Annotated in this window: 25 protein-coding genes; 13 read left to right on the forward strand and 12 right to left on the reverse strand. The window is 60.1% G+C overall.

Going from position 1 to position 26,334, the window contains the following annotated elements; all coding sequences use genetic code 11:
• Nucleotides 1-148: 148 nt before the first annotated feature.
• The 3 genes from ACH2ED_RS16795 to ACH2ED_RS16805 are packed head-to-tail and all read right to left on the reverse strand — an operon-like array spanning nt 149 to nt 2,698.
• Complete coding sequence (locus tag ACH2ED_RS16795) at nt 149-1,396, reverse strand: NAD(P)/FAD-dependent oxidoreductase (protein ID WP_395093603.1); 1,248 nt, start codon at nt 1,394-1,396, stop codon at nt 149-151.
• Nucleotides 1,397-1,407: 11 nt separating this feature from the next.
• A complete protein-coding gene (locus ACH2ED_RS16800) occupies nt 1,408-1,995 on the reverse strand; it encodes a hypothetical protein (RefSeq protein ID WP_395093606.1) in 588 nt (195 codons plus the stop codon).
• 37 nt (nt 1,996-2,032) lie between these two features.
• The gene (locus tag ACH2ED_RS16805) at nt 2,033-2,698 is read right to left on the reverse strand and encodes a hypothetical protein (protein ID WP_395093609.1); all 666 of its coding nucleotides are present in this window, start codon (nt 2,696-2,698) and stop codon (nt 2,033-2,035) included.
• A 45-nt stretch (nt 2,699-2,743) separates the two neighbouring features.
• Here ACH2ED_RS16805 and ACH2ED_RS16810 point away from each other — a divergent pair, with 45 nt between their 5' ends.
• Both ACH2ED_RS16810 and ACH2ED_RS16815 read left to right on the forward strand, forming a co-directional pair.
• Complete coding sequence (locus tag ACH2ED_RS16810) at nt 2,744-3,784, forward strand: sialidase family protein (protein ID WP_395093612.1); 1,041 nt, start codon at nt 2,744-2,746, stop codon at nt 3,782-3,784.
• Nucleotides 3,781-4,728, forward strand: coding sequence for a BPSS1187 family protein (locus ACH2ED_RS16815; RefSeq protein WP_395093615.1), 948 nt, complete (start codon nt 3,781-3,783; stop codon nt 4,726-4,728). The genes ACH2ED_RS16810 and ACH2ED_RS16815 overlap by 4 nt, the downstream gene beginning before the upstream one ends.
• Before the next feature lie 27 nt (nt 4,729-4,755).
• On the opposite strand, the gene ACH2ED_RS16820 is transcribed toward ACH2ED_RS16815, so the two are convergent.
• On the reverse strand, nt 4,756-6,183 hold the full coding sequence (locus tag ACH2ED_RS16820; RefSeq protein WP_395093618.1) for a WecB/TagA/CpsF family glycosyltransferase: 1,428 nt from the start codon (nt 6,181-6,183) through the stop codon (nt 4,756-4,758).
• 97 nt (nt 6,184-6,280) lie between these two features.
• On the opposite strand from ACH2ED_RS16820, the gene ACH2ED_RS16825 reads away from it, so the two are divergent.
• From ACH2ED_RS16825 to ACH2ED_RS16850, 6 genes are read left to right on the forward strand one after another with little or no spacing between them, the layout of a single operon-like run.
• The gene (locus tag ACH2ED_RS16825) at nt 6,281-6,919 is read left to right on the forward strand and encodes a hypothetical protein (protein ID WP_395093621.1); all 639 of its coding nucleotides are present in this window, start codon (nt 6,281-6,283) and stop codon (nt 6,917-6,919) included.
• A 5-nt stretch (nt 6,920-6,924) separates the two neighbouring features.
• Nucleotides 6,925-8,424, forward strand: a complete 1,500-nt coding sequence (locus ACH2ED_RS16830) for a sulfatase (RefSeq protein ID WP_395093624.1) — start codon at nt 6,925-6,927, stop codon at nt 8,422-8,424.
• Nucleotides 8,421-10,004 (forward strand): sulfatase-like hydrolase/transferase, encoded by a 1,584-nt coding sequence (locus ACH2ED_RS16835; RefSeq protein ID WP_395093626.1) that lies wholly within the window; start codon nt 8,421-8,423, stop codon nt 10,002-10,004. The genes ACH2ED_RS16830 and ACH2ED_RS16835 overlap by 4 nt, the downstream gene beginning before the upstream one ends.
• The gene (locus ACH2ED_RS16840; RefSeq protein ID WP_395093628.1) at nt 9,997-10,785 is read left to right on the forward strand and encodes a hypothetical protein; all 789 of its coding nucleotides are present in this window, start codon (nt 9,997-9,999) and stop codon (nt 10,783-10,785) included. The genes ACH2ED_RS16835 and ACH2ED_RS16840 overlap by 8 nt, the downstream gene beginning before the upstream one ends.
• 9 nt (nt 10,786-10,794) lie before the next feature.
• A complete protein-coding gene (locus ACH2ED_RS16845) occupies nt 10,795-11,406 on the forward strand; it encodes a hypothetical protein (RefSeq protein ID WP_395093630.1) in 612 nt (203 codons plus the stop codon).
• 3 nt (nt 11,407-11,409) lie between these two features.
• Complete coding sequence (locus ACH2ED_RS16850) at nt 11,410-12,735, forward strand: sulfatase-like hydrolase/transferase (protein WP_395093633.1); 1,326 nt, start codon at nt 11,410-11,412, stop codon at nt 12,733-12,735.
• Here the strand turns inward: ACH2ED_RS16850 and ACH2ED_RS16855 are convergent.
• Nucleotides 12,722-13,651 (reverse strand): proline racemase family protein, encoded by a 930-nt coding sequence (locus ACH2ED_RS16855; protein ID WP_395093635.1) that lies wholly within the window; start codon nt 13,649-13,651, stop codon nt 12,722-12,724. The two genes, ACH2ED_RS16850 and ACH2ED_RS16855, sit on opposite strands and share 14 nt — an antisense overlap.
• Nucleotides 13,652-13,749: 98 nt before the next feature.
• On the opposite strand from ACH2ED_RS16855, the gene ACH2ED_RS16860 reads away from it, so the two are divergent.
• The 4 genes from ACH2ED_RS16860 to ACH2ED_RS16875 all read left to right on the forward strand — a co-directional run bounded on the left by ACH2ED_RS16860 (nt 13,750) and on the right by ACH2ED_RS16875 (nt 17,237).
• The gene (locus ACH2ED_RS16860; protein ID WP_395093637.1) at nt 13,750-14,007 is read left to right on the forward strand and encodes a GlsB/YeaQ/YmgE family stress response membrane protein; all 258 of its coding nucleotides are present in this window, start codon (nt 13,750-13,752) and stop codon (nt 14,005-14,007) included.
• Between the two features lie 56 nt (nt 14,008-14,063).
• A complete protein-coding gene (locus ACH2ED_RS16865; RefSeq protein ID WP_395093639.1) occupies nt 14,064-14,186 on the forward strand; it encodes a hypothetical protein in 123 nt (40 codons plus the stop codon).
• Nucleotides 14,187-14,310: 124 nt separating this feature from the next.
• Nucleotides 14,311-15,066, forward strand: a complete 756-nt coding sequence (locus ACH2ED_RS16870) for a hypothetical protein (RefSeq protein WP_395093641.1) — start codon at nt 14,311-14,313, stop codon at nt 15,064-15,066.
• A 194-nt stretch (nt 15,067-15,260) separates the two neighbouring features.
• Nucleotides 15,261-17,237, forward strand: coding sequence for a fibronectin type III domain-containing protein (locus ACH2ED_RS16875; RefSeq protein ID WP_395093644.1), 1,977 nt, complete (start codon nt 15,261-15,263; stop codon nt 17,235-17,237).
• A gap of 83 nt (nt 17,238-17,320) precedes the next feature.
• On the opposite strand, the gene ACH2ED_RS16880 is transcribed toward ACH2ED_RS16875, so the two are convergent.
• Genes ACH2ED_RS16880 through ACH2ED_RS16890 form a run of 3 tightly spaced genes read right to left on the reverse strand, consistent with a single transcriptional unit; the run spans nt 17,321 to nt 21,942 of the window.
• Entirely contained in the window at nt 17,321-19,807 is a 2,487-nt protein-coding gene (locus ACH2ED_RS16880) for a prolyl oligopeptidase family serine peptidase (RefSeq protein WP_395093646.1), read from the reverse strand.
• A gap of 2 nt (nt 19,808-19,809) precedes the next feature.
• Nucleotides 19,810-20,979: a hypothetical protein gene (locus ACH2ED_RS16885; RefSeq protein WP_395093649.1), complete on the reverse strand. Its 1,170-nt coding sequence runs from the start codon at nt 20,977-20,979 to the stop codon at nt 19,810-19,812.
• Nucleotides 20,980-21,033: 54 nt separating this feature from the next.
• A complete protein-coding gene (locus tag ACH2ED_RS16890) occupies nt 21,034-21,942 on the reverse strand; it encodes a dihydrodipicolinate synthase family protein (protein ID WP_395093651.1) in 909 nt (302 codons plus the stop codon).
• A 29-nt stretch (nt 21,943-21,971) separates the two neighbouring features.
• On the opposite strand from ACH2ED_RS16890, the gene ACH2ED_RS16895 reads away from it, so the two are divergent.
• Nucleotides 21,972-22,823: a GntR family transcriptional regulator gene (locus ACH2ED_RS16895; RefSeq protein WP_395093654.1), complete on the forward strand. Its 852-nt coding sequence runs from the start codon at nt 21,972-21,974 to the stop codon at nt 22,821-22,823.
• A gap of 50 nt (nt 22,824-22,873) precedes the next feature.
• Here the strand turns inward: ACH2ED_RS16895 and ACH2ED_RS16900 are convergent, their stop codons facing one another.
• From ACH2ED_RS16900 to ACH2ED_RS16915, 4 genes are all read right to left on the reverse strand, one after another.
• Nucleotides 22,874-23,956, reverse strand: a complete 1,083-nt coding sequence (locus ACH2ED_RS16900) for a C1 family peptidase (RefSeq protein ID WP_395093656.1) — start codon at nt 23,954-23,956, stop codon at nt 22,874-22,876.
• Between the two features lie 96 nt (nt 23,957-24,052).
• Complete coding sequence (locus ACH2ED_RS16905) at nt 24,053-24,982, reverse strand: amino acid--[acyl-carrier-protein] ligase (protein ID WP_395093658.1); 930 nt, start codon at nt 24,980-24,982, stop codon at nt 24,053-24,055.
• A gap of 2 nt (nt 24,983-24,984) precedes the next feature.
• Entirely contained in the window at nt 24,985-26,091 is a 1,107-nt protein-coding gene (locus ACH2ED_RS16910; protein ID WP_395093659.1) for an acyl-CoA dehydrogenase family protein, read from the reverse strand.
• Complete coding sequence (locus ACH2ED_RS16915; RefSeq protein WP_395093661.1) at nt 26,078-26,323, reverse strand: acyl carrier protein; 246 nt, start codon at nt 26,321-26,323, stop codon at nt 26,078-26,080. Before ACH2ED_RS16915 ends, ACH2ED_RS16910 begins: the two co-directional genes overlap by 14 nt.
• Nucleotides 26,324-26,334 lie beyond the last annotated feature (11 nt).

The following is a 26,334-nucleotide window of genomic DNA, read 5'->3' on the forward strand; positions in this document are numbered from 1 at the left end:
TAGGAATCTGACTTTACCATCTTGATCTCTTGTACCCCCTTCGCGGAGCCGGAGGGGGTCGGCGAAGCCGGGGGGAGGCAAAAACTGAATAGCCGTGGCTGGCTGGGGTCGCGCCAAGCATTCCGCTGGCGCTGGTTGCCCTGGCGGCTCAGGCGAAGCGATCGGGGCGCAGCATTTCCAGAGCGATACTGGGGGATTCCCCTGCGAGCACCTCGCCGACCAGCTTGCCCGACACGGGCCCGAGGGAGAGCCCCATCATGGCGTGGCCCGTGGCGACCACCACATTGCTCCATTTTTCAGGCCGACCCAGGTACGGCAAGCCATCGGGGGTGACCGGGCGCAGGCCGCTCCATGTCGGCAAGCCCGCGAAGTCTGCTTCGGAGAACGCGGGATAGTAGCGTGGCACGGACTTGACGATCCCCGCGACCCGGCGTGGGTTTACGGACAGATCATTGCCCGCGATCTCCATCGTCCCTCCGATTCGGAGTGCGCCACCCATCGGCGTGACCGCGACACGCGCCTCGACGAAGATCGAGCAGATCTCGGGGAGCTGTTTTGGGTTTTCCAGAGTTATGGAATAGCCTTTTCCCGCCTGCATCGGCAGCGTGAGACTCAGACCACGCGCCGCCTCGGGGCTCCACGCGCCGCCCGCCAGCACGAACTGATCGGCCTCGAACTGCCCCGCACTGGTCAGCGCCGCCGTCACCTGGCCCTTTGTCGTCACCCAGCCCGCCACCGACGCGCTGTAAACAAAGCGTACGCCGCGCTCTTTGAGTCGCCGTGCCAGCCCCGCCATCAGCTTGCTGGGCGAGAGGTGACAGTCGTTAGGAAAGTACACCGACCCGGCGATCTCCATGGTAATATTCGGGTCGAGCTTCGCCGTCTCCTCGGGTGTCAGCACCTCGGCGGGAATGCCCAGCATACGGGCTTTGGCCGCCATCGCCGTCTCTTCCTCAAAAGCAGGCGATGTCTTGGTGAGCATGAGCAGGCCACGCTTTACCAGTCCAAACTCATTGCCAAATGTCTGGGCGAGCGTCTCATACTCCGCCCGGCTGGTGTTGTTCAGATCGCGTAGCAGAGGCGCACTTCTGTCCACGTGCTCCTGCGTCGCGGACTTCATGAACTTCAGCCCCCAGTCCACCAGCTCTTTTGTGGGCTTGGGGCGAATCCAGAACGGGCTCTCCGGGTTAGCGAGCTGCCTCAGGCCGTAGAGCATCATCCCCGGCGCGGCCAGCGGGACAAAGTGACTCGGGACGATCATCCCGGCGTTGCCCAGCGAGCAGCTATCCCCGCCCTCAGGATTGCGCTCCAGCACGGTTACCGAGAAGCCCCGCTCCGCCGCATACCACGCCGAGCAGAGCCCGATAATCCCTCCGCCAATAATGCAAACCGTCAATGCATTCTCCTTTATCCGTAGCGGCGTTTGGGGAAGATACTCGTATCCCCGTGCGCTTCGGCAATACTTTCTAGGTAGGAATGAAGCTCGTCGGTGTAGCCCCAGCCAAAACCGTCCCCGTCGCTGTAGAGCTGCTTTAAGCGCGGGAGGAAATGTGAGTACAGAGTCTGGTTTTCCGGCTTCTCCAGAACTTTGGCAACGTCGCCCATCACGGAGAGAAGACTGCTGTAGAAACTATCGGTTATATCGCCGAAATCATTGGTGAACTGGGTTCCGGTCTCAATATAGTGCAGCTGCAAGTCGAGGTAGTTTTGCAGATCGCCGGGTCGGGCTTTCTTAAACTCGCTGAGCACCGCTTTCCCATCGCGCAGTTTGGGGTAGCCATTGGTGGGGCCATGTTTGCTGCGCGAGTAGAACGCTACCCGAATCCGCTCTTCGAAGTCGGCCAGAGAGATCTCGCCCCTCAGAACCCGCGCTTGCAAAAATGCCTTGTTGCTCGCCGATGCATCGTAGATGTCTTTGAGGAGGTTGAGCGTCTCTTCTTGATTGAGGAGGATCAGCTCTTTTTTGATCGTGGTCCAGGATACTCCAGATGCCATGCCGTTATTGTACCGCTACCAAACGAACCTGAAGGAGTTAGTAGGGGGGATTAGCGGGACCTTCGTAGCCGCACATTCCCAGACGCGGCGAGTTGACCAAGAGCACAGGCACATAGTCCTCCATGTGTCCGTGTGGCTCCAGGCAGGCATCGCACAGAACAACCCACTCCCCTTCTTCTGCCATGCACTCTGAGCAGAGCCAGCGGGCGGGCTTCTCGCACTCCTCGCAGCTCACCTCAGGGATCTTGTTGCGAACCATCAGCGCAAGAGGCCGATCCGTGGTCGGAGCCCCTTTGCGCTCGACCATCACCCGAAGCGTGGTCTCGGAGGTAGAGCCCATGTCGTAGAGGTGCGTGATTTCCTTGTGGTTTTTGAAGACGCTCTCTACCTTGCGCGAGGACGAGATCGTGTCCTCCCACGCCTCGTAGGCGAACTCGCTCAGGTGGCCGCAGCACTCCAGCCAGATCGCGCGAAGATAGGTGTCCAAGTCGCTCAAGGTCGCGGAGCCGCGCACCTCCAGATCGAGAAAGAACGCTTTCGTGTGAGCGGACTCGGCCCGCAGATAAAACAGCGTCTCGGCTTTCCCGGTCGCTGCGCCTATCGCCGCCTGACGCGGTGCACACTTTTCCAAGTGCTTGCCAATGCTCTGCTTGGCGACTTCCTCGCCGCAGTAGCGACAGATGCCTCGTGGTCTTGCTGCCATGTTGCTATTGTACCTTTAGCAGTCAAAATCAGCCACAATGACAGTATGAGCCAGAATGATGTCTACAATATCGAGCCGACTAAAGAGAATCCCCGTAGCTCCGAGGGGGCGTTTGTGACGCTCACCAACGGGCGGATTCTGTTCTGCTACACCCAGTTTTACGGAGGAGCTGCCGACGAAAGCCCGGCGCGGCTGGTGGGGATTGAGTCAGGGGACGGCGGCAAGAGCTGGAGCGTGCCGCGTGAGATTCTCATCAACGACGGGGGCAATAACGTGATGAGTGTCTCGCTACTGCGCCTCAAGTCCGGGCGCATCGCGCTGTTTTACTTAAAAAAGAATAGCTGGATCGAGTGCCTGCCCTACGTCCGCTTCTCCGAGGACGAGGCAAAGACTTGGAGCGCTCCAACTCTGATGACAGCCGCGCCGGGCTACTTTGTGCTCAACAACGACCGCGTGATTCAACTAAGCTCCGGGCGGCTGGTTGCACCGCTGGCGTTTCATCGCTCGAAGGGCACTGACCCCCACAGCTCGCGCTCGTTCGATGCCCGCGCCGTCGCACTCTGGTCGCTCTCCGACGATGAAGGGAAAACCTGGCGCGAGGCGCGGAGCTGGTGGGCGCTTCCCGTGGCGAGTGGTACGGGCCTGCAAGAGCCCGGCGTGGTCGAGCTCGCCGACGGTGCGCTGCTCTGCTTTGCCCGCACGGATAAAGGCGCACAGTACGAGATGCGCTCCACCGACAAGGGCGAGACCTGGAGTGCGCCCGTGGCTGGGCCGCTGCTCTCCCCGGTTGCACCCGCCAGTATCAAGCGCCTACCAAACTCCGCGCGGCTGATCGCCCTCTATAACGATCATTCTGGGCGCATCACGTTTCCCAAAGGCAAGCGCACGCCGCTCACCCTCGCGCTCTCCGACGATGGCGGCAAGAGCTGGCACGGGCACCGCGAGATCGAGACTGACCCCGACGGCTGGTACTGCTACACGGCGATTCATTTTTTAGAGAAAACCATTCTGCTGGGCTACTGCGCGGGAGATAAAGTCGTTGGGGGGCTTAACCGCCTGCGGATTCGGAGCATCTCGCTCCCATGAGACAGACAGAGACCCCACTCACTTACAGCGATCCCGCGCCCAAGCGCTATGCACTCACGGCGCGTGCCAGCCAGCTCGATCCGCGTGCCCGCCCCCACCCGGAGATCGGGTTTGTGTTTGAGAAAGACGGCAAGCCCGCCGACACACAGCATGCCGCCGTGGATACCCGGGTCGCGCCACTGGGCAGGCTGGTGATCTGGCTGATGGGCTACAGTGCGCCGCTCTTTGACCGACTGACGAGCTACGGCCTCCACGCGATTCAAGTGCACTACGCCAACGGTTGGTTCGGGCAGTTTGGCGACAAAGGGCCCAAGGGCGACACCACATTTAATGGCCGGATTCGGCTTGAGGCTGCCACGGGCGAAGACGTGAGTGAGGCGGTGAGCATCCCTAAGCCCGATAGCATCATGGAGAGGGCACTGCAATTCGTGCGCTGGCTGGCCAAAGAAAACCCGCAAGGAGGCTGGGAGTATTTCCTGACGGCGGATCAAAAAACCCTGCGCTGGGAGCGCGTGATACTCTCAGGCGCGTCGCACGGCTCCACAACGGCGGCGCGGCTGGCCAAGCACCAACGCGTCGCGCGGGTAGTGATGCTCTGCGGTCCGCGGGATCAGCTAGAAACCTGGCAGTCGCTGAAGTCGGCGACTCCCGCAAATCGCTACTTTGGGTTCAGTCATGTGCTCGACGGCGGCTGGACGGGAAACCACTACCCGCGCTCCTGGGAAATGCTCGGGCTGGAAAAGTTCGGCCCGATTGTGAACGTCGACAAGGCCAAAGCACCCTACGGCGGCACCCGCCGCCTCATCACCGATGCCGAGGTGCAAGGAGATGCCAACCGCGCCCATAGCTCCGTCACGCCGGGTGGCAATGCCGTGAAAGATGCCAGCGGAAAGTTTATCCATGAAGATGTCTGGCGCTATCTATTCACGCACCCCCTTGACTGAGAGGTGAGAAAAGTGAGAGGGGGGAGCTCAGGCGGCTTTGGAGAGGGTGCTGACCACATCAAAGGCCGTCGTGAGTTTTTCACGGGTCAGCAGGCGGCCCACGGCCTCACCCGGCATCAAGCTCACGTCGCACCCGAACTTCTTGCGCTCCTCCGCGAAGCGATGAAGCAGCGCGAGCGTCCCGATATCCAGAAAATCTACCTCGCGCATGTCCAGCTCGACATGGTCCAGAAAGCTAGGGAGCTGGCGCAGGTGGAGCTCCAGATACGGGCGGTTCTCCTCATTGGCTGCGCCATCAAGCACCAGAGCGGCCAGGTTGCCCCGGAGTGTCGTGCGCACTTCCAGAGTCTCCGGCAACTGACCGCGCAGGGCATCGGTGAAGGTCTGGTAGACCCGCAGTCGTGACTGCGCCTGCGAAATTTTCAAGACACTCTTCAGATGCGACGGCACCCCGACCAGGCGCACCTCCCGCCCCACAAACGCAGCGCGCTTGGGCAGGTTGAGCAGTGTTCCTAAGATCGCACTGTCCATGTCCGTTGTATTTTGAAGATCCAATACCAAGTGCGACGGCAGATTCAGCGCGTGCTCCGCCTTGGCTTGGAACTTCGAGAGCTGCTTGCTGTCTAGCGAACCCACCAGCGAGATCACGGTGCAGTCGCCCAGAGCAATATCCGCGACCCGCGCCTTCCCCTGCGTGTGCTTGCGGCGACGCATCACCCAGAGCTGAAGCGTGATAAAGCGCGCAAAGTGAACAATATCGCGCACGTAGCGCCGCCAGAGCCGCCTAGGTTCCTGGCAGAGCCGGTGGAGCCACTCAAACCCGGATTTTTGCATCCACTCGGGGGCGCGCACGGTCGCTCCCGCCAGAAAGTCAAATGTCCCCCCAACCCCGATGCACACGGGCACTTTTAGCCGATCCCGGTGCATGTGAATCCACTTTTCCTGCTTGGGGTTCCCAAAGGCAACGAGCAGAATATCGGGCTGCGCTGCCTCGATCTCAGCGAGTATTTTCTCGTTGTCCATCGTCACGATGTGCGAGGGAGCCGGGGAGCTGCATCCAACAATTTGCAGGCCGGGGTTCTCTTGCTCCATGCGGAGCTTCGCCTTTTGGGCGTTCTCCGGCTTGCCGCCTAGCATGAAGATCTTGTAGCCTTTTTGCGCCGCACGCTGTGCCAGCATCGGCACCAGATCCGCACCCGTGACACGCTCTTTCAAAGGCGCATCGAGCCACTTTGAGGCGAGCACAATGGGCATGCCATCGGGCACCACGAGATCAACCGTCCAGAGAATCGCCTTGAGCTCCGGATCATCGAGCCCCTGGATTAAAAAGTCCGTGTTCGCTGTCGCCACTTGATGAAATCGCTGCGATGCCACAAACTCATCGAGGCGCTCCATGACCTGCTCGGTGTTGAGATCATCTATAGGGATTCCCAGAATGGCAACGGTGTTTCGCATAGTTTCAGAGGTAGTATCGGAATTTCAAGACAACATCTGTACCGGGCAGCAGCAGAGCGCTTGAATCACTCGCACTCTAGTGCTACACTGCGCTACAATGCAAGAGCGACGGTATGAGACGAAAAGTATTCTCGGATGGACGGCAAAGATCAACGTCGTGCTGCGCCAACAAGATGCCGCTGCACTGGACTGGGCGCTGGTGCTACTGACCTCGCAGCTCAAGGCGATCTGTAAGCTCGTGCCACCCAAGCCACTTGTGGAGCTGAAACGCGTGACGCTCTGGCTCTCGCCGGAGTACCCGAGAACGCCGCCTCGCGCCGAGTACCATCCGGGCGCCGGGTGGCTGCGCGAGAATGGCCGCAATCCGGAGATGGTCAAGGGTGTCGAGATCACCGATGTGAAAAACTTCGACGCGGAAACCCGCCGCATGCCGCTGTTTGTGCTCCATGAGCTGGCCCATGCCTACCACGACCAGGTTCTAGGCAACGACGAGCCGCGCCTGCTGGCGGCCTACAAGAGCGCAAAAGCCAGTGGCAAGTACGACAGAGTGGAGCGCCAGGACTCCGAGGGCCGCAGGCGCTTTGACCGCGCCTACGCTCTTACCAGTGTGCAGGAGTACTTCGCCGAGGGCACGGAGGCATTCTTTGGGGCCAATGACTTTTTTCCGTTTAACACCGCTCAGCTCAAAGCCCACGACCCGGAGTTGTACGCACTGCTCGCGAAACTCTGGCGCTAAAACCAATGAATATCCTCTTTGCCTTTGCCGATGACTGGGGACGCTATGCCAGCGCCTACCGGGGGCTGGCCGGAGCGAGCCCGCTCAACGACTTAATCGAGACGCCGCACTTTGACCGAATTGCACGCGAGGGAGTGCTCTTCCAGAACGCCTTAGTGCCCGCCCCAACTTGCACTCCCTGCCGCAGTGCGCTGCTCTCAGGGTCGTACTTCTGGCAGACGGGCCTCGGGGCGATCTTACAGGGCGCAGTCTGGGACGAGAGCATCCCGACCTACCCACTGGAGCTGGAAAAGAGCGGCTACCATATCGGCTATACTTACAAAGTCTGGTCGCCAGGCCAGGCAATCAATGCACCGTATGGCGGAGCCCGCACACGCTACGAGCCCGCCGGAGATCTCTGGCGACACTTCTCGCAAAACGCCGTCGTCTCCGGCAAGCAGCCCCTCTACGACGAAGTCCGAGCCAACTTCGACGCGTTTCTGGCGGCGCGGCCTGCCAATACCCCGTTTTGCTACTGGTGGGGGCCAACCAACACCCACCGACTCTGGGAGCGCGGCTCGGGCAAGAAATTATGGAGTTTAGAGCCCGGTGATCTGCGAGGCCGCTTGCCGGCATTTTTGCCCGATGTCCATGAGGTTCGCGAGGATGTCTGCGACTACTTAGGGGAGTGCCTGGCGCTGGATGCAGGGCTCGGGGTGATTCTGGAGCAACTGGAAGCGACCGGTGAGCTGGACAACACGCTGATTGTGGCCAGTGGCGACCATGGTATCCCCGGCTTCCCTCGTGCCAAGTGCAATCTCTACGATCTGGGCTGTGAGGTCGCACTGGCCGCACGCCTGCCTGGAAAGATACCCGCGGGCCGCGTCGTGACGGACTTCGTGAATCTTATGGACCTAGCCCCAACGTTTCTAGAGGCGGCGGGTGTTCCCCTTCCCACAACGATGACGGCACGAAGCCTCTGGCCCGTGCTCACGAGTAGCCGCTCCGGCCAGGTAGATGCAACCCGAACATCTGTCGTCACCGGGCGCGAGCGGCATGTGGCGTCGGCACGCGAGGGCCACCGGCCCTACCCGCAGCGTGCTCTGCGCACGGCAGAGTTTCTCTACATCCGCAACTTCGAGCCGGAGCGCTGGCCCATGGGGAGCCCGGAGAGCATGGACGATCCCTTTGTCACACCGCCCTCCTACGACGAGCTGGCCAACAACACAATGGTCTGCTACCCCGACCTCGATGCCAGCCCGACCAAGGCGTGGATGATCCACCACCGTGCTGAGATTCCCACCGCGTTCGAGCTTGGCTTTGGTAAGCGCCCTGCCGAGGAGCTTTATGCGCTGGGCACAGACCCGCACTATCTGAATAATCTCGCAGCCGATCCCAGCTACACAGAGATTAAAGCTGCCCTAAGTGCCCAGCTCCTCGCTGTTCTTACCGAGCAAGCCGACCCACGGGTCGCTGAGACTCCCTGCCGCTTCGAGAATCCCCCCTACACGGAACCATCCTCATGAAAACAACGCTATTGCTCCTCGCTCTCTCTCTATCAGTGCTCCCCCACTCAGCAGGAGCTAGAGGGCAGGCAACGGAGAGACCCAATATCGTCTATTTCCTGGTGGATGATATGGGCTACGCCGACTGTGGATTTAACGGCGGCAAGGACATCAAGACCCCCCACATAGATAAGCTCGCCAAGGCGGGCGCGATTCTGAAGTCGTTCTATGTCCAGCCCGTCTGCTCGCCCACGCGCTCGGCGCTACTGACGGGGCGCTATGTCACCCACACCGGGGTCTATACCATCGTCCGCCCAGGCGCACCCTGGGGCCTGCCACTCGCGGAGCGCCTGCTGCCCCAAGCCCTCAAAGAAGTGGGCTATACCACGGCGATCTGCGGCAAGTGGCACCTCGGCGAGTTTCAGGCCGCCTACACGCCCACCAATCGTGGCTTTGATCATCAGTACGGCCATATGTTCGGCGCGATTGACTACTTCACCCACATCCGCGACGGCAAGGCGGACTGGTACCGCGACGATAAGCCGCTCAAGGAAGAAGGCTACTCCACGGAGCTGGTTGCCAAAGAGGCCGTGCGCCTCATCAACGCACAACCAAAAGACAAGCCGCTCTTTCTCTACCTGCCCTTCAACGGGATCCACGCCCCCCACCAGGTGCCCGAGCGCTATCTCACGACCTACAAAGACCTGCCAAAGCCCCGTCAGACCATTGCGGGAATGCTCTCCGCCGTCGATGAAGCCATTGGGCAAGTGGTCGAGGCTTTAGAGGCGAAAGGGCTGCACCAGAACACGCTGATTATCTTCTCCAGCGACAATGGCGGGCCGGGGCCGGGACGCGTCACCGTGAACACGCCGCTCCGTGCGGGCAAAGGAACAATCTTTGAGGGCGGCATCCGCGCTGCCGCGTTTGCAACCTGGCCGGGCAAGATCGCGGCAGGCCAGACCATTGACGAGCCTCTACACGCCGTGGACTGGTACCCCACACTGCTCAAGCTCACGGGGGCCTCGCCCGTGCAGAAGCTCCCCGTAGACGGTAAAGACCTCTGGCCCGTGCTCACGAAGCGTGCAAGATCACCCCACGATGCGCTGCTGCTCCATGGAACCCGCCCTGGTGTGGCCGCCGTGCGCAAGGGTGACTGGAAGCTACTTTTCAACGCCTCCGAGAAGGATGCCGAGGAGGGCAGCGACAACGATAAGCTCGCTGGCAAAGTAGAACTCTACAACCTCAAAGACGATATCGGAGAGCACAAGAATCTCGCGGCGACCCAGCCCGAGAAAGTCAAAGAGCTCCGCGCCGACTTAGAGGCGCTTCTCAAAGACGCCGTACCCAGCGGCGCGGACAAACCCACCACTGCCGCGCCGAGCGCGGCGAAGGGCCGCGATACCCTCTTCGATCAGAAAGACACCAACCACGATGGCAAGCTCACGCTGGAGGAGTTCCTGGTCGGCCCCAACAACCAGGCCGCGCCCCAGCAAGCCCGCATGCGCTTCACCAGCTTCGACACCAACAAAGATGGTTTCCTTAGCCGCGAGGAGTTTGTCAAGCAGGGCAAAAATCCGTCGTCTGGAGAAAGCAATGAATAGTGGATTATTTGGAGGATGGGTTGCACTGGTTGCCATGCCTTTTGTACTCCTGATTTTCAAACGCACGATGCCTCTACCGAAGGGCTACCGCGACGACGGGCCGTCTTTAGACGAGCTCAAAGAGCACTTAGGCAAGCGGGGGAGTGCCGCCGAGGGAAAAGGGGCAGCTATTGGCGCGGCGGTGGGCGTTGCGCTCTGCGGCGTAATTGGACTGGTGGCCTTCGGGCACTACCAGCGCTTCGCCAACGAGCCGCTTGCCGTGGCGGGGCAGAAGCTATTCTGGGCGATTCCGATGCTCTTCACGGTAATGGCGGGCGGGCTTGCCGGGACGTTCTACGGGCTGAGACGTTTTCTCGGGGAAGATTACGAGAGCTATGTTCGACTAAGTCGGTTGAAGGCGAACTACTGCGTGGATACGATCAACCGCTATCTTGTCGGGCTGATTTGTGGCATTGTTTTCTTGCTCTGTGGGCACTTTTTTGACAACTACACGGTGTTTGGCAAAGACACCATCACCCTCAACCCCTTCTTCTCTCTCGGCACGACAACCCATAGCTACAGCGAGGTCGAGAGCATTAAAGTGACGGAGAGCCTTCAAGCCCCCAACGGTAATATCATCCCCCGCCACGTCTGCGAGATTCGCTTCACCAGCGGCGATGTCTGGAACTCGGACTTTGGTCCCAGCTTCGAGGAAGATGACACACGGCTCAGCGAGATCGAGCAAGTGGTCTCCCAGAAAAGCCACAAACAAATCGAAGCCGTGGAACGCATGACCCGGTAAAATGGGAGTATGAACCCCCACTTCAAGCTCCCTGCCCAGCTCAGCAGCTTCTCCGCGTACTTCGATCTCAAGGCGCGGGCCGAAGATGTCGCGGCGGCGTGGGGCTACCATTTAGAGCGACGGGTTCTGGAGCTTCCGCAGAGCACAGGGCCACTGGCGTGGGTTCCGGCGCTTCAAGTGCGCCTCACGGACCTGCTGACCCTCACCGACCTGACCAGCGAGCAAGCGCGGCGTGAGGTGCTGATCGGCCCTGTGCTCACCGAGGCGGCACTGTACCTGCGGGCGCGGCTTGAGATTGAGTACCCTATCGAAGTGGCGGACAACCTCAAAGGGACACTAGACTATCTGCTGCAAACCACGCACCATCTTCTCGTGATCGAGGCCAAGCACGCCGACCCGACGCGGGGGTTTATGCAACTTGTCGCCGAGCTAATCGCGCTGGATAAATGGACAGACCTGCCCGACGAGACACTCTATGGAGCGATCTCGTTGGGAAGCTCCTGGCAGTTCGCCTGTCTCCAGCGCGAGAAAAAGTGCCTGATTCAAGATGTTAATTCCTATGCACTTCCTCGTGATCTGGAGACAATCGCCCAAACAATAGTTGGGGTATTACAAGCCTGAAAAATGAAAAAACCTAATATTTGCCTGATCTTCATGGACGACATGATGCACCGCTTGCTCTTAGACAAGGAAGTCGAGACGCCAAACTTAGACAAATTGGTGGCACGCGGAACGACGTTTACACACGCCCACAATCAGGGTGCGTGGTCGGGCGCGGTCTGCATTCCTAGCCGCGCGATGCTGATTACGGGCCTCTCGCTCTGGCACGCACGTGAGCGTATCGAGAAGACGACGCTGCTGGGCGAGTGGCTGGGTAGTCACGGCTACCAGACGCACTTTGTGGGTAAGTGGCACAACTCCGACGCGGCCCTTCAGCGCAGCTACCAGACCCTCGGGCCCCACGCCGGTGGCTTCTATCCTTCAACAGACGAAAAAGGCGATGCGTATTTTCGCCCCGTGCCCGGCAACAATTGGCGCGCCGACGACACCACGCGCAAGGGGCACTGGCTGGAAGTAAACGGCAAGATCGTCCACAGTAGCGAGCACTGGGCCAACGGGGCATTAGCCTTCCTCAAAAGCTCCCCCGTGCGCGGGGGGGGCACGGAGCCTTTCTTTCTGCATGTCGCGTTTCATGCACCGCATGACCCGCGCCAAGCTCCGACCGAATATCTCGACAAATACCCCGTTGAGCGTGTCAGCCTGCCGCCGAACTTTCTGCCCGAGCACCCTTTTGACAATGGAGACCTGAAAGTGCGCGACGAAAAGCTCGCGCCCTGGCCGCGCACGCCCGAGGCCATCAAGCTGCACCGCAAAGAGTACTACGCGATTCTGACACACGCCGACTACCACATCGGGCGCATCCTAGACGCGCTTCCCACCGATACCCTGGTCGTGTTTTCCGGCGATCATGGGCTCGCCGTGGGGGAGCACGGCTTGCTGGGCAAGCAGAACTGCTACGATCACTCCGTACGCATTCCGCTGGTCTTTGCCGGGCCGGGAGTTCCGAAAAACAAGAAAAATGATGCCCTGATCTACCAGAACCAGATCTTTGCCACGCTCTGTGACTTAGTGGGGATTCCTCAGCCACCCAGCCTCGAAAACCCCAGCCTCGCGCCGCTGGTCAAGGGGGCAAAGCAGGAGCGCGACGCGGCGATCTTCGGTGCGTATCTCACTGTCCAGCGCATGGTGCGCACGAGGGATTACAAGCTCATCGTCTACCCGAACGCCAAGCACGTCCAGCTCTTCGACATTCAGCGCGACCCGTGGGAGACCAAGAACCTCGCCGCCGAGCAGCCCGAGCAGGTCAAGAGCCTCTGGGGACGCCTCAACACGCTTCAGAAACAACTCGCCGACCCACTGGAGCTGCAGTTTTTTCCTAACGGTTCGTGATTCCCCAGCAAAATGGGTCAGTATCATCAAGAAGCAGCATCGCTTCGGCGCTAATCCACGCGCGGCCCGTGATCGTGGGAATCACCCCTTCGGCTTCGCGAAGGGGGGTGAAAGTTCCCTCAAAGACACTGCCGATGACGCTCTCTTGTCGCCAGATTGCGCCGGGGGCGAGCTTCCCATCGGCGGCAAGGCAGGCGAGCTTGGCGCTGGTTCCCGTGCCGCACGGCGATCTATCGTAAGCACCACCAGGGCAGAGAACGAAGCTGCGGGAGTGGTTTTCGGGGTCGCGGGGCGGACCGAAAAGCTCGATATGATCCAGCTCCGGCCAGCGTTTATTGGCCTCGTGCCGAATCTCCCACAAGAGCGCCGTGAGCCGCTCCATATTACCAACATGAATGTCTTCGCCGTGATCCGCGCACAGAAAGAACCAGTTCCCGCCCCAGGCAATGTCCCCCGTCACGCTCTGGCCACTCGGAAGCGTCAGAGCCACGGCCTTCTCGGTACGGTAACTCACCACATTTTCGATACTCACGCGGCTATCGGAGTGGAGCGTGGCGCTGACGACACCGACGGGCGTGTCTATTTTATGCGTCCCCGACGCAAGCTTGCCCAGATGCGCCAGAGTCGCTATCAGCCCAATCGTGCCGTGCCCGCACATCCCGAGATAGCCGACATTGTTAAAGAAAATAATCCCACAGACACAGCCCGGCTCGTACGGCTCGACGATCAGCCCGCCCACGATCACCTCGGAGCCGCGCGGCTCGTTCACGGTCGCGCTTCGGTAGTGATCAAAGTCCCGCTCAAAGATGGCGACGCGCTCGGCGAGCGGGCCGTTGCCTAGCTCGGGACCACCGGAGATAATCAGGCGGGTAGGCTCGCCGCCGGTGTGAGAATCAATCACTGAAATACGTTGCATAGGCTTATCTCTTTTTACCATCTCCGAACGAAGAAGGTGGGAACCTGGAGTGTGCCGTGCTCCTCTAAGCAGTAACATTTGGAGAAGAGGAAATAACGATGAGATTTATAGCATGGATCGTGGTTGGCTTGATCGCGGGTGTGATCGCCAAAGCTCTGATGCCAGGGTCGCGGGAAGAGCCATCAGGCTTGCTCTTCACTATACTTTTGGGAATTGTAGGGGCGGTTATTGGAGGATTCCTTAGTGGTATGCTCCTGGGCGGTGGCGGTGCCAATGGGATTAATATCAGTAGTATCGTTATCTCCGTGATTGGTGCCTGTGTCTTTATCGGCATTCTGCGGCTGCTCAGGCGCTAAGGCTCATAAAGCTTTTTGAGGAGAGCATTTTTGAAGGCCGCTCCAAGGAGATAGTTATGTTCGCATCCTACCCCATCAAGAAACTAGCCATAACCCTCACCAACGCGATGGTTCTGATTAAGCTGCTGGCTATGGTTCCTTTTTTCAAGGTGATCGAGGATGACCCCGCTAGGGAATAGTGGTCGTGTTGCCACTCATAAACATCTGGACATAGTCCTAGCGCAAAAAGCTCTTCGGTAGTGATTGAGTTGCATAAGAAAAAAGAATCCCATCTGTGGTCTGAGGTTCCGGTACAATTCGCGCATGAGCAGTAGACTGATTTTGGGCGGGCACTCGTTTATCGCACAGCTGGGCTCCGACCCTGCGCCGGATGCGAAAACTCAAGATGCGATTGTGGCGGCGTGCTTGGATCACGGGATCACGACTTTCGACACCACGTATCTGCCCGAGCGGGTCGCGCTGGGCAACGCTCTCAAGCGCCTCGGCAGACGAAGCGAGGCCCAGCTCATCGCCTGGAACTTCTTCACGGACTTCGGGCCAGAAGGCTCCGTGGGTGGCCATGCGCCCTACGAGCCGCCGCACTTGGAGCAGCTGCTTGCGGAGCTTCAGAGCGAGCATATCGAGCACTTAGTGGTGCATCCCGTCAGCGATCCGGCGGCGCAGGAGCGGCAAGAGGCGCTCGCGGTGAAATGGCAAGAGGCAGGTCATGTCGGGCGGCTGGGGACGTGGATGCCGCCCTTGGACTTAGACTCCACCACCCCCGGCACGTATGCGTTTGCCGTCGCCCCGTGCAATGTCACCAACACTGATGACGCCACGCCGCGCTTTGCTGCCTACAAGGCCCTCGGCTGGGAGACCCTCGCCACATCCCCCTTTGTACGCGGCTGGGAGCTGGATAAGCAAGTCGAGAGCCAGGGAAAAGACAAGGCCACCGTCGCCGACGAAATGTTGCGTTTCTCTGCGTTCTTCCCCAACGTGGACAGACTTATCGTCGCCATGCGCCGCCCGGAGTGGGTCGCGATCAACTGCGCCAGTATCGGGCGTGGGCCACTGGCTTAAGGATCTGGCTATGTGCTATGGCAAATTTCACTTGCACTCTTGAGCATTGCCCCTCATAATAGCCGCGAGTCCACGAGACTCTTGTTAAGATCACGGAGGTTGTGATGCGCTTAGACTTTTCGTTTTTTGCTCTTCTTGCTCTGGTTCCACTGGCGGGATCGGGAAGAGCTCAGGAGCCCAGACGACTAATTCCAGTGCAGAGAAGTGAGAAGGTTGCAGTATCTCGGCTCGATACTCTCAGCTTTACCAACCCTATTGACACGCGGCTGACAGTGAAGCCACCTCGTCCTGCCAACCCCACCGAGCCACCCGACTTTGTCTTCCAGTCCAACAACCTGTCTGTAGGAGGAGTCCTTCCTCTGCCTGGTCGCCAAGAGAGAGGCGGGCTCTGGCCTGCTGTGGGGGCGACAGGGTGGTACCCACCCGATCCCGATCTCGCCGTGGGTACCAACCATGTTGTTGCTGTGGTGAACTCGTCCATCGCTTTCTTCACCAAGTCGGGGACGAAACAGTTTCAGCAGACTGCGGGGAGCTTCTTTAGTGGAGTGGCGGTGGACACCTTCATCTTTGATCCGAAGTGCTTCTACGACAGGGCACACGATCGCTTCGTGCTGGTCTTTCTGGAGCAGGACGACGCGACTCAGCTCAGCAAGCTCCTGCTGGCCGTGAGCGACGATGGCGACCCAAACGGAACTTGGTATCGCTATAGGATAGAGTCCAAGCTCACCTACAATGGCTCTACCTACTGGCTGGACTATCCCGGCTTTGGCTACAATAAAGATGCCTATGTTGTCTCGGGAAATATGTTTGGCTTTGTTTCCGGCTTCGCAGGGGCACAGTTTGTCGTCATTCCCTCCGCGCCCTTGCTATCAGGTCAGCCTGCCACATCTGTCTCAATCCACGATCCCGGCTCCTCCAGTGTGCAGATAGCGGACATGATGGACGTTAACCGCGAGGTGGTCTTTGGGGCCTCGCGCTCTTCTTCCACCACCGTCAAGCTCTTTGCGATCCAGAATCCTGGCACACCGAGCCCGACCCTAGTCTCCTCCAATGTCACGGTTCCCTCCAACTCCAGTCCTGCAGGGGCTGCCCCCAGTACTAGTGGACGAACTCTGAGCACGGTGGATGGGCGTGTCTTCAACGCTGTCTGGCGCAACGGGCGACTCGTGACAGGGCATACAACTGCGGTGGGCGGGATCAACGCTGTGCGCTGGTACGAGCTCAGCACCGGCACTTGGCCTGAGTCGGGGGCACCCTCGCTTGTGCAGGCAGGCAATATCGCCTCCTCTACCGAGCACTACTTCACCCCGGCTGTTGGGATCAACTCCCAAGGCGCGATCAGTGTGCTCTTCACGGCTTCCAGCTCAACTCTGACCGCCGACATCCGTATTGCCAGCCGGGCCGCCACCGACCCACTGGGCGCGATGTCTACCCCTACCACCCTGGAGTCCAGCGCGGGGAACAACTACCCAGATGGGCGCTGGGGGGACTACTTCGGTGTGGATGTCGACCCTACCGATGACACGACCTTCTGGGGAATCGGTGAGTCGGTTTCCTCGACCAATGCCTGGCGAACCTCGGTTTTTAGCTGGAATGTCAGCTCACCTACCAACACCGCGCCAAGCGTGACGATCGCTGCGCCTACAAGTGGGAGCACCTTCACCAGTGGCTCGCTGATCACCTTCACCGGCACAGCCAACGATATCCAAGATGGCAACCTGAGCTCTGCCCTTGCCTGGACTTCCTCGCTCCAGGGAGTGCTTGGCAATGGCTCAACCTTCTCGCGCTCGGATCTGGTGGTCGGAACCCATGTCATCACCGCCAGTGCCACAGACTCGGGTAGCCTGACGGGAACGGCAACCACCACGATCACGGTTCAATCGCTCAGTTCGCCTCCGTCGGCTCCGAGCAACCTTGTGGTGGCCAAACAATCTGCAGGGGTGGCTCGGCTGACCTGGATCGACAACGCGAACAACGAGACAGGTTTTGCGATCGAGCGTGAGAAGAAGTCAGGTGGCAACTGGATCAATCCCACGACCCTCACCGCAGGGGCCAATGTCACGACTCTGGACAACGCGGCGGGCTCGGGGAGCTTCCGCTACCGCGTCCGCGCGGTGAACGCTTCGGGGGCTTCCAGCTGGACGGCTTGGGTAAACTCCCCCCGCCTCTAAAACGAAGTTAGTTCCTTTGTGCCGCAGGCTCGTCCCTGCGGCACTTTTTTCAAAGTACGGCGTTTTTCAGGTCGCCGTGACCTCTACTTCCCTCTTGGCTCCACACCCAGCAGGTTCTTGACAAAGAAATCCATGCGGCGGCGCTTTCCATACGGGCTCTCGCCTGCGCCGTGGTTGGCTCCGGGAAAGACGATCAGCTCGTAGTCTTTGTTGGCCTTGATCAGCGCGTCCGTAACTTGCATCGTGCTTGCCGGATCCACGTTGCTGTCCACCTCGCCGACCGTGAGCAGGAGCTTGCCGGTAAGAAGATGGGCGTTCACGACATTGGAGCTCTCTTCGTAGCTCTTGTCCACGGGGTAGCTCATCCACTGCTCGTTCCACCAGACTTTATCCATGCGGTTATCGTGGCAGCCGCAGTCGGCGACGGCGGCTTTGTAGAAATCTCCGTGCCAGAGCAGGGCGGCCAGCGCGTTTTGCCCCCCCGCGCTCCCGCCGTAGACCCCGACGCGCGTCAGATCGAGCGACGGGTACTTTGCCGACAGTGCCTTCATCCAGGCGATCCGGTCCAAAAAGCCCGCGTCTTTGAGGTTCTTGAAGCACACATCGTGGAAGGCTTTGCTGCGACTATCGGTGCCCATGCCATCTATCTGCACGACCAAAAAGCCCAGCTCCGCGATTTGCTGCGCATTGCCGGAGCTGCTGCTCCACTGTTTAGGCACAAAGAACCCCTGCGGCCCCGCGTAGATCTGCTCGACCACGGGGTATTTCTTACTCGGGTCAAAGTTCGTGGGCCGCCAGAGGACGCCCCAGATGTCGGTAGTGCCGTCGCGACCTTTCGCCACAAAGCGCTCGGGCTGCTTCCAGCCAGTGGCGAGAAGTGCTGTTGCATCGCCTTTCTCCAAGAGCGCCAGCTTCTTGCCATCGGTAGTGCTTCGTAGCTCCGTGACGGTCGGCAAGTCCACGCGGGAGTAGCTGTCCAGATAGCGCGAGCCGTCAGGCGAGAGTGCGATTCTATGGGTGCCGTCACCGTCGGTGAGTGGCGTGAGTGCACCCGTAGTCACAGAGACTCGTGCGTAGTGGACATGATAGGGGTCTTCGCCGGGCGTGCGGCCCGCCACTTTGAGGAGTAGCTCGCCTTTGTCTTCGTCGAAGCTCTCGACACCGCGCACTGTCCATTCGCCTTTAGTGAGCTGCCGCTTGAGCTTTCCCGTGGTGGCATCGTGGACGAAAAAGTGGTTCCAGCCGTCGCGCTCGCTCATCCAGAGAATCTCGTTGGACTTCGCTAAATACCGCGCCCAGAACTTGCCCGAGTAGTTAATAAAAGTCTTAGTGCTGTCCTCGAAGAGTGTCTTGGGGGTGCCGCTGGCCGCGTCCACACTCAGCACACGCAGGAGCTGATGCCCGCGCTGGTTGTAGGCGAAAAAGAAGCGCGACGAGTCCGCGCTCCAGGTGATACCCGCCCCCCAGCCGGAGTCGCCGAGCGCGGGCAGGCTCCAGGGATCGGGAAAGAGCGACTCACTCAACGCTGTGGCTTTCTTTGCCGCCACATCAAAGAGCACCGGGCGCGGGTGCTCGATCTTATCGCCGGGCTTTAAATAATCCAGGGTCACCAACTTGGGCTGTAGCTGGTCTCTGGGCGATGACTGCACGGTGTAGACTTTATGCTCCTGCGCCGCCTCCGTACGAAAGGCAACGAGCTTGCTGCTATCGGGCGACCAGAAAAATCCCGTGCCGCTGTAGGAGTCCTTGGTCTTGCCCTCACTACTCAAGGAGATCGCCTCGCCGCCTTGTGTGGGCCGCACCCAGAGATTATCGCCTTTCGTAAACGCGATCCACTTGCCATCGGGCGAGGCTCCATGGTTGCCGCGCGGTGTCTCGCGGCGTGTCGGGGGGGCGCGCTTTCCATCCACGATCACGGTGGCGGCGACACCCGGCGCGCTCACATAGCCCAGCGTCTTACCCGCCGCATCGCGCACTTCCCAGGCATGGCCTCCAAAGGTTCCCATCTCGCGCTTCTCGCCTGGCTTGACGGTTCCATACGGCGTCCGCTCGCCCCCGTTCACCCAGAAGAGCGCGAGCTCCCCGCTGGTCTGGTTGTCAAAAGTAAGCCCCACTCGCTCGCCCACCTCGCCCGGCTGCACCCGCGCCGAGAGCCGCAGAACACTCTCAGTACCCAGCTTTCCCCCCAGCGCCGCTCTGAGCGCCGCCTCGCTGGCAAAGCGCGTCAGCTTGCCATCGACCTCGACCAGCACCCACTCAAAAACATTCGGGCCGCTCTCTAGCCGATACCAGAGCCGTCCGCCTTCAAGCCAGTTGGGGGCCACACTCGCGCGGAAGACTTTTCCGCGCGACAGCTCGCCTAGCTTGCCCGCCCGCTCATAATCCGCCTTCGTTCCCTGTGCCCGTGCCATGCCTGTTGCTCCCAAAAGTAATGCCGCGAGAGCCGCCCACACGAACGTGGGCGTCTTCGGGCGGAACGCCGTAATGTCGCGGAGCGACTTTGTGGCCGAAGGATCGTAGATGTCGCTTTCAATCGGCGGGAGGGGTAGCGGATTTCCGTAGTGTTTCATAGTTAAAATATCTCAGCAGGAAGTTCGTCATTGTTGGCCGCAGCGACTTTCCCATTGCGCAGGATAAAGACCGTGCGCTGCGAGTCTTTGGCACGGGCGAAAAGCTCGTAGTTGTTGCCGCCGAGCGGCTGGAAAAAGAGAATGCGCTTGTCCTCAAGCGTGTCGAGAAGTGGACGAGGAATGTTCAGCTCTTTCACGCTCTGCGGAGCACTCTCACGGCCGACGAGCGTGAGCGAGAGGGCCTGGAGCGCCGCCTGGGTCGCGAGGCGTGCTTTAACATCGGCGATCAGCGTGGGTAAGTGCAAGACGCTTTCCAGGGCTTCTAGGGGAGGGAGAAATGTCTCCTCGAAAAAGCCTGAGAGCTTATCAAAAACGCCTCCACCGAGACGGGCTAGGGTCTGATCGGCGCGGCTCAGGACACTCGTGCGCTCGTCGGAGGCAGGGGCGGGAGCGGCGAGGACTCCGTTTTTACTGACACTTTGCTGACCGGCGGACACAATTGTTTTTTTATTGCGCACGACCATTCGCGCATCGCCCGTGCGCACCGTGAGCACCGAGCGGGCACCGTCGCTGCCGACACTGAGCACCGCGCTTCGGCTGCGAACACGGATGCGAAACGTCCCCGCTAGTACCTCAAAAAGGGCATCACGACGGAGCGGATCCACCTGTGCGATCACTGTCCCCCGCTTGAGAGAGAAACGCCGGATCGCACCGTGGGAGTAGCGTGCGGTCTTGACCAGAAGCGCCGTGTTTTGCCGCAGGAGCAGGCGTGCGCCACGGGTCGTCAGCGCCAGTGTCGAGGTTCCGTTGGTGGAAAAAGCAACCTCGGGTGCGAGCCGCACCCGCATTCCTGGAACCGCGGGCTTCTCCTCGCCACTTTCATTGATCACACGTGGCTCGCCAGTAACGGCGGCAACGGTGGCAAATTGGTAGTCGGGCATGCGAGTGGCCGTGTAGATCCCTCCTACCACCGCCACCCCCAGTACACTGAGCAGGCCACGAACCAGCCGTTGCCGCCGTGCGAGCGCCTCCGCACCTCCTTGGCTACGCCGCCACCGTTCGGCCTTGAGAACCCGCTCCACCGCCACGGAACCATCAGCCTCAATCTTCATCGGGGCTTCGTCGCCCATCTGGATAGTCGTTTTGTTGCTTGGGTCGCTCCAGCGTCTCATAGCTCTACTATAAGTCTCATAGTTCCACTATAACATGTAACACTATAATCCGAGTCAGTCTAGGCTCGGGCGCTCGGCGAGGCCTTTATGGATCAGTGCGAGAATTTCCTCGCGCTCGGCTCCCGCAAGAGTGAGGCGCGGAGCACGTACCCACTCGGCCCCGAGGCCCGCCTCCTGAAGCACCAGCTTGATCTTCTGGACAAAGTGCGGCCCAATATCAAGGGTCATCAGCGGGAGGAACCAGCGCCAGAGATCACGAGCCTTGGCCCAGTCACCCGCCATCATCAGCTCCCACATCCGGGCGTTCTCTTTGGGAAAGGCAAGCCCGACACCCGCGATCCAGCCAGTTGCGCCCATTAAGACACACTCCGGGATAATCGTGTCCACACCGCCAAAGATAGCGTAGCGCACGCCGCAGGTGTTAGCGAGCTCCGTGATACGCGTGGTGTCTGCCGACGACTCTTTGATCGCGACGAGTGTTTCCACATCCGCGAGCTCGGCGAACATCTGGGGGGTGATGTCCACACCGTAGCCAACCGGGTTGTTGTAGACAATAATCGGGAGCTTACTCGCTGCCGCAACCGTGCGGAAGTGCGCCATGGTCTCCCGTGCATCGGACTTGTAGACCATCGCCGGGAGTACCATCACGCCATCGGCTCCGAGTGCTTCCATGTCCTGAACATACTGACACGAGGCTGCCGTGCTCATCTCGGCGACGCCCGAAAGCACAGGAAGACGGCCCCCAGCCACTTCCTTGGCGTGCTTCACCACGGCGCGTTTCTCGGCGGGCAATAGGGTCTGATTCTCCCCAAGCGACCCGCACATAATTAAACCGTGGACGCCGGAGTCAATGAGAACTTCTAGGTGCTTGGCCTGTGCTTGCCAGTTGATACTCTGGTCTTGATGCATCTGGGTGGTGACAGCGGGAAAGACACCACGCCAGGAAATTTGCTGATTTGCCATATTTTAGATTATAATTCACATTGCGTACAATGTCAAAAAATTTATCTCAGTTTATTAGTGAGGATCTCAGGGCCAATCCCCCTCCCCGCCAAGCCCCCCTCACCCTGGCGGCTCTGGCAACACACTATCAGGTCAGCCTCACACCGGTTCGCCAGGCCGTGCGGGAGCTGATCGCCGCTGGAGTGCTGGAAAAATCCGCGACGGGGCGGCTGCGCTACCGAACCACCCCACACACACCCTTGCCACCGACACGGGTGCCTCTTCCTCCTAGCCTGCCTCGCGCCTGGGAAGACGAGCTACGCCGCTCTATTCTCCAGCGCTCGCTACGGGGCGACCGGGAGTTTCTACGCGAGGAAGCACTTTCGGAGCATTTCGCGATTGGGCGGACGGTTCTACGGCAGGCGCTGCACCGCTTGGCAGGCCAGGGATTTGTAGAGCATGTCCCGCGCTGTGGCTGGCGGGCGCGGGAGCTGACCCTGACCGAAGTGGACGACTGGCTGCGGGTGCGCGAGCGGTTGGAGCTTCTCGCCCTGGAGCTCGCCTGGCCCCGCCTAGACCCCCCGACCCTCACTCATCTTCGGGATGGCAACGTGGGGGCACGGCTCGACAATGACCTTCACCGCTACCTGATTGAGTGTGCCGACAGCCCGCTCTTGCGTACACTCTTTGCCCAGCACGGTGCTTACTTCGCCGCTCTCTTCGATCACGCCGCTCCCGAAACCCGGATGGAGGAGGCCATGGCCGCTCAGCACCGCGCCATTCTAGATGCTCTGATCGAGCGCGATCTTGACCGCGCGTCCGCCACGCTCGCCGCCCACATCCGCGCCCAGCGCCGCATTATTGAAAAGCTCCTCAGACAGCTACGCAACGACCAAAAATAAGAGAAGCCGCCCGATAAACCGGGCGGCTTCTCTTTGGATTTCCACAGAACCTATCTGCGAATGATTGCATCCTTGAGAATCAGGTTGCGCGGGAGGCTTTGCATCAGCTCTGGACGGATGAAGTAGTGTGCACTCTTGGCCTTAACCCACATCGCACGGCGACCGATCTTGTGCGTGCCGTACTTGATGTACATAAAGCCACGCTGGCTACCGTAGCCGCAGGTCTCGCCCCAGTCGGTTCCCCAGGAGTTCTTGATAATCCAAGACTGTTTGCTATCGTCCCAGCCAACAATCAGAATCGCGTGGTTGGTGTTGCTGACATTATCAACGTGATCGAAAATGCCGCCCGTGTAGGCCAGGAAGTTACCATCGGCGTAGAGACTCGCCTCGACCGGGCCGTGCTCACAGAGTGCTTCCTTGATCTTCTGTACCGAAGGAATATCCACCGCTGCATCGACGAATCCCCAGGCGAGGGCATCGTAGGGTGTCGCAGTGCCCGCTGCCGTGGGCGTGTTCATGGTCGCATTGTACGGGCAGGTCGCCTCCGTTGTCGTCCCCTTGGAAACGAGCCAGGCATTGGCGGGGGCACGGTCACCGCCGCCCGTGTTGCCCGCTCCACTGTAGGAGACCATGAACTGCTCCGACGCGTCCACCGTGACATTGTTGCGAATCAGCCACGACGACTCCAGTGCGCCCATACACGAGAATGCCCAGCAGGTTCCCGCCGGGTTCTGGTCCTTGACGGGGCTGACCTTGCCTTGGGAGCGCCAGTCCCAGCGTCTCAGATTGGGGCTGGCGATGATCTGAAACTCATAGATCTTAGCACGCAGAGCCGGGTTAAGCTTTACCGCACTCTCCCGCTCCTGCTTATCTAGCTCCAGTACTCGTTTGGAAATGGGCTCCTGAGCATCGGCGATCTGCTGGATATTGGGTGGGATAATGTCGCCCGTGATCTGCTTGAGATCCTTGCCCAGAACACTGGTCTGGCCGATCGTGAAGTTGATCTTCTGGTTCTGGAGATCAAGGCGCAGCTTGTTGAGGTCGAGCCCCTTCTGAGGCTGAGCCGAAACAACGGCAGCAAGGGCGACCAGAGTAGTCCCACCCAAAAGGCGGGTAAGTGGATATTTCTTCATCTAACCTATTCTCCTAAATTCAGGCTACCCATTTTGGCACCCAATCAAACATGGCTATAAACTCACTGTTTTACCCTTGGTAACAGCCCAAATCGGTTAACTCAATTCGAGCCGTGCCTGTAGCGTGCGGGGCCACTGTGAGAGCTGGAGCCCGTGCTCGGCGAGTAGTGCCAAGACGATACGCTCCATGCCGAAGGCGAGGCAGGCGGTGTGCGCTGTCTGACCATCCGCCGTGTGGATATCGAAGAGATGCCCGAAGTGGTCTTTGTGGTAGTTCGATGACATCACTGCGGTCGGGCGCTCGTCGGAGACAATGGGGATGAGTAGCTCGAACTTGAGGGCTTGGGCACGCTGTTGAGCCGCCATGAGCCGCTCGCCCGCGCCAAAGAACGGGTCGCTAGCGGCCTCGACCGTGGCAGTGAGGCCCAGTAGAGCGAGAAACTCCTGCGCTCGCTCGATCCAGTTATCACGAAAACTGAGCGCCTGTTCGGGCGTCCCCGCGTGGACAAACTCCCGCATCCGAAACGAGCGCATCCGCATGGGGTTGAGTGAGGGCTCGTGGCGGTAGCACCAGTTCTCGATATCCGTGGTCTTTCCCTCAGCAGGGAGTGTCCCGGCGAGGTAAGGATAGACATAGTAGCAGGCCGCCGGGGCCATCACGACATCGGCAAGCTCCAGGTGCGGCAAGAGGTTCTCCCCGGCATCCACGGCCTGCATCAGCGCATCGTGCTCCGTCGTTCCGCCTGTAAACGAGCACATGCAGCCTAGAAGCTGTGGAAAGGACTGAAAATAGCCGCACTTCTCCACAATGCTGCGCGGCAGAACAGGCGGACAGCGCAGGAGAATAGTCTCCTTGGTGCGCCCGTAGCGCGTGATGGCGTGCTCCAGGCCCTCCATAAGCTGCGCAAACGCCGAGCCACGAGCGTAGATGCCAGGCAGATCGGTGGGCAAAAGAAGCTGGGCGGCAAGAAGGCGATCCAGGTAGGCCTCTTCGGCGGTGGCATTATGGGTTGTGAGAGCACTCATGGTCAGATTCCTTTCTGCATCAGCAGGAGCGAGCCACTCACCGCGTGGAGGCGCTCGTTGCCGATCATCACGGCGGCGGAGAGGGCATCGCGTAGGTGGCGGCCCAAACTGTAGGGAGAGTCGTTGCGGTAGCCCTGAATTCCGGTGATCGCAAGGCACTGCTGGATAATCGAGACAATCAGCTCGCTCGTGCTGGTCTTGAGGTTGTTGATACGGATCGCCCACTCAAACGAGAGCAGGCCGCGCGTGTCATTTGAGGCGCAGAGGGCTTCGTAGTAGCGCAGGCACTCCGCCAGATTCGCCCGCCCGAGCTGGAGCTGGCTCATTGCCTCAGCGAGACGCAGCTCGCCGGTACTGGCCGCACCAGGAGCATTTTTTGCACGGGAGCGAACATAGGCCCGGGCGCGGGTAACCGCATCGGCGGCAATCCCCAGCCAGACACCCGCCCAGAGCAGGTGCGATGCCGGAGCCATGGTCTGGCTACAGATCTCGCCAAAGCCCACTGGGAAGAGGGCACTTTCTGCCACGGGGCTAGAGACCATGAAGCCAGGGCTACAGGTGCCGCGCATGCCGAGCGTGTCCCAGTTGCCGGTCTGCTCCAAGTCGGCTCCTTCGCGCCGCAGGAGTACCAGGGCTTGGTCGTTCTCAGGGGCGTCGGGCTGACGGCGGCAGGTCAGAAAGTAGGCATCGGCATGGGCACCGTAGGAGAGGGTCGTGGCCTTCTTCGTGATCTGGCCATTTTCGAGTGCGCAGAGACTCGTGCGAATGTCTCCGCCCACGCCCACCTCGCTAGTGATCGAGGCGATGAGGAGCTGCTTTTCTCGGAGCTCATCGGCGAAGGCATCCCAGGCGGTGTGGCCCAGGCCATGGCGGACAAGGCAGGCGACCTGGCTCTGGTGCATCGCGTAGATCATCCCCGTGGCCGCGCAGCAGCGCCCCAGCTCCCCACAGAGCGCCACAACCTCTGTCAGGCTCTGGCCATCGAGAAGTGCCGAGAGCAGACGGGCATCTTTGAGGGCGGTGATTGCCTCGATCGGAAAACGGGCATCGCGGTCCACAGCCTCGGCATGGGCTTGAGCCGTGGTGCGAACAGCCTCAGGCAGCGACATGACTGGCTCCTAGCTGGCGCATGACCTGCTCAATCCGACCAATGGTGGCAAACGTGTCGCGTCCTAAAAGCTCGCTGGAGAACTCGACTTGAAACGTACTCTCCAGGGCCATCATGACCCGAACGGTCGCCAGGGACTTCAGGCCCGCTTGGTAGAGATCAGCATCAATAGGAAGACTCTCGGCAGGAATTCCCGCGCTCTGGGTGAGTATCTGTCGAATCTGGTCTATCATAGAAATATCCT

This window comes from Armatimonas sp. (genome assembly GCF_043757465.1).
Lineage (GTDB): Bacteria > Armatimonadota > Armatimonadia > Armatimonadales > Armatimonadaceae > Armatimonas.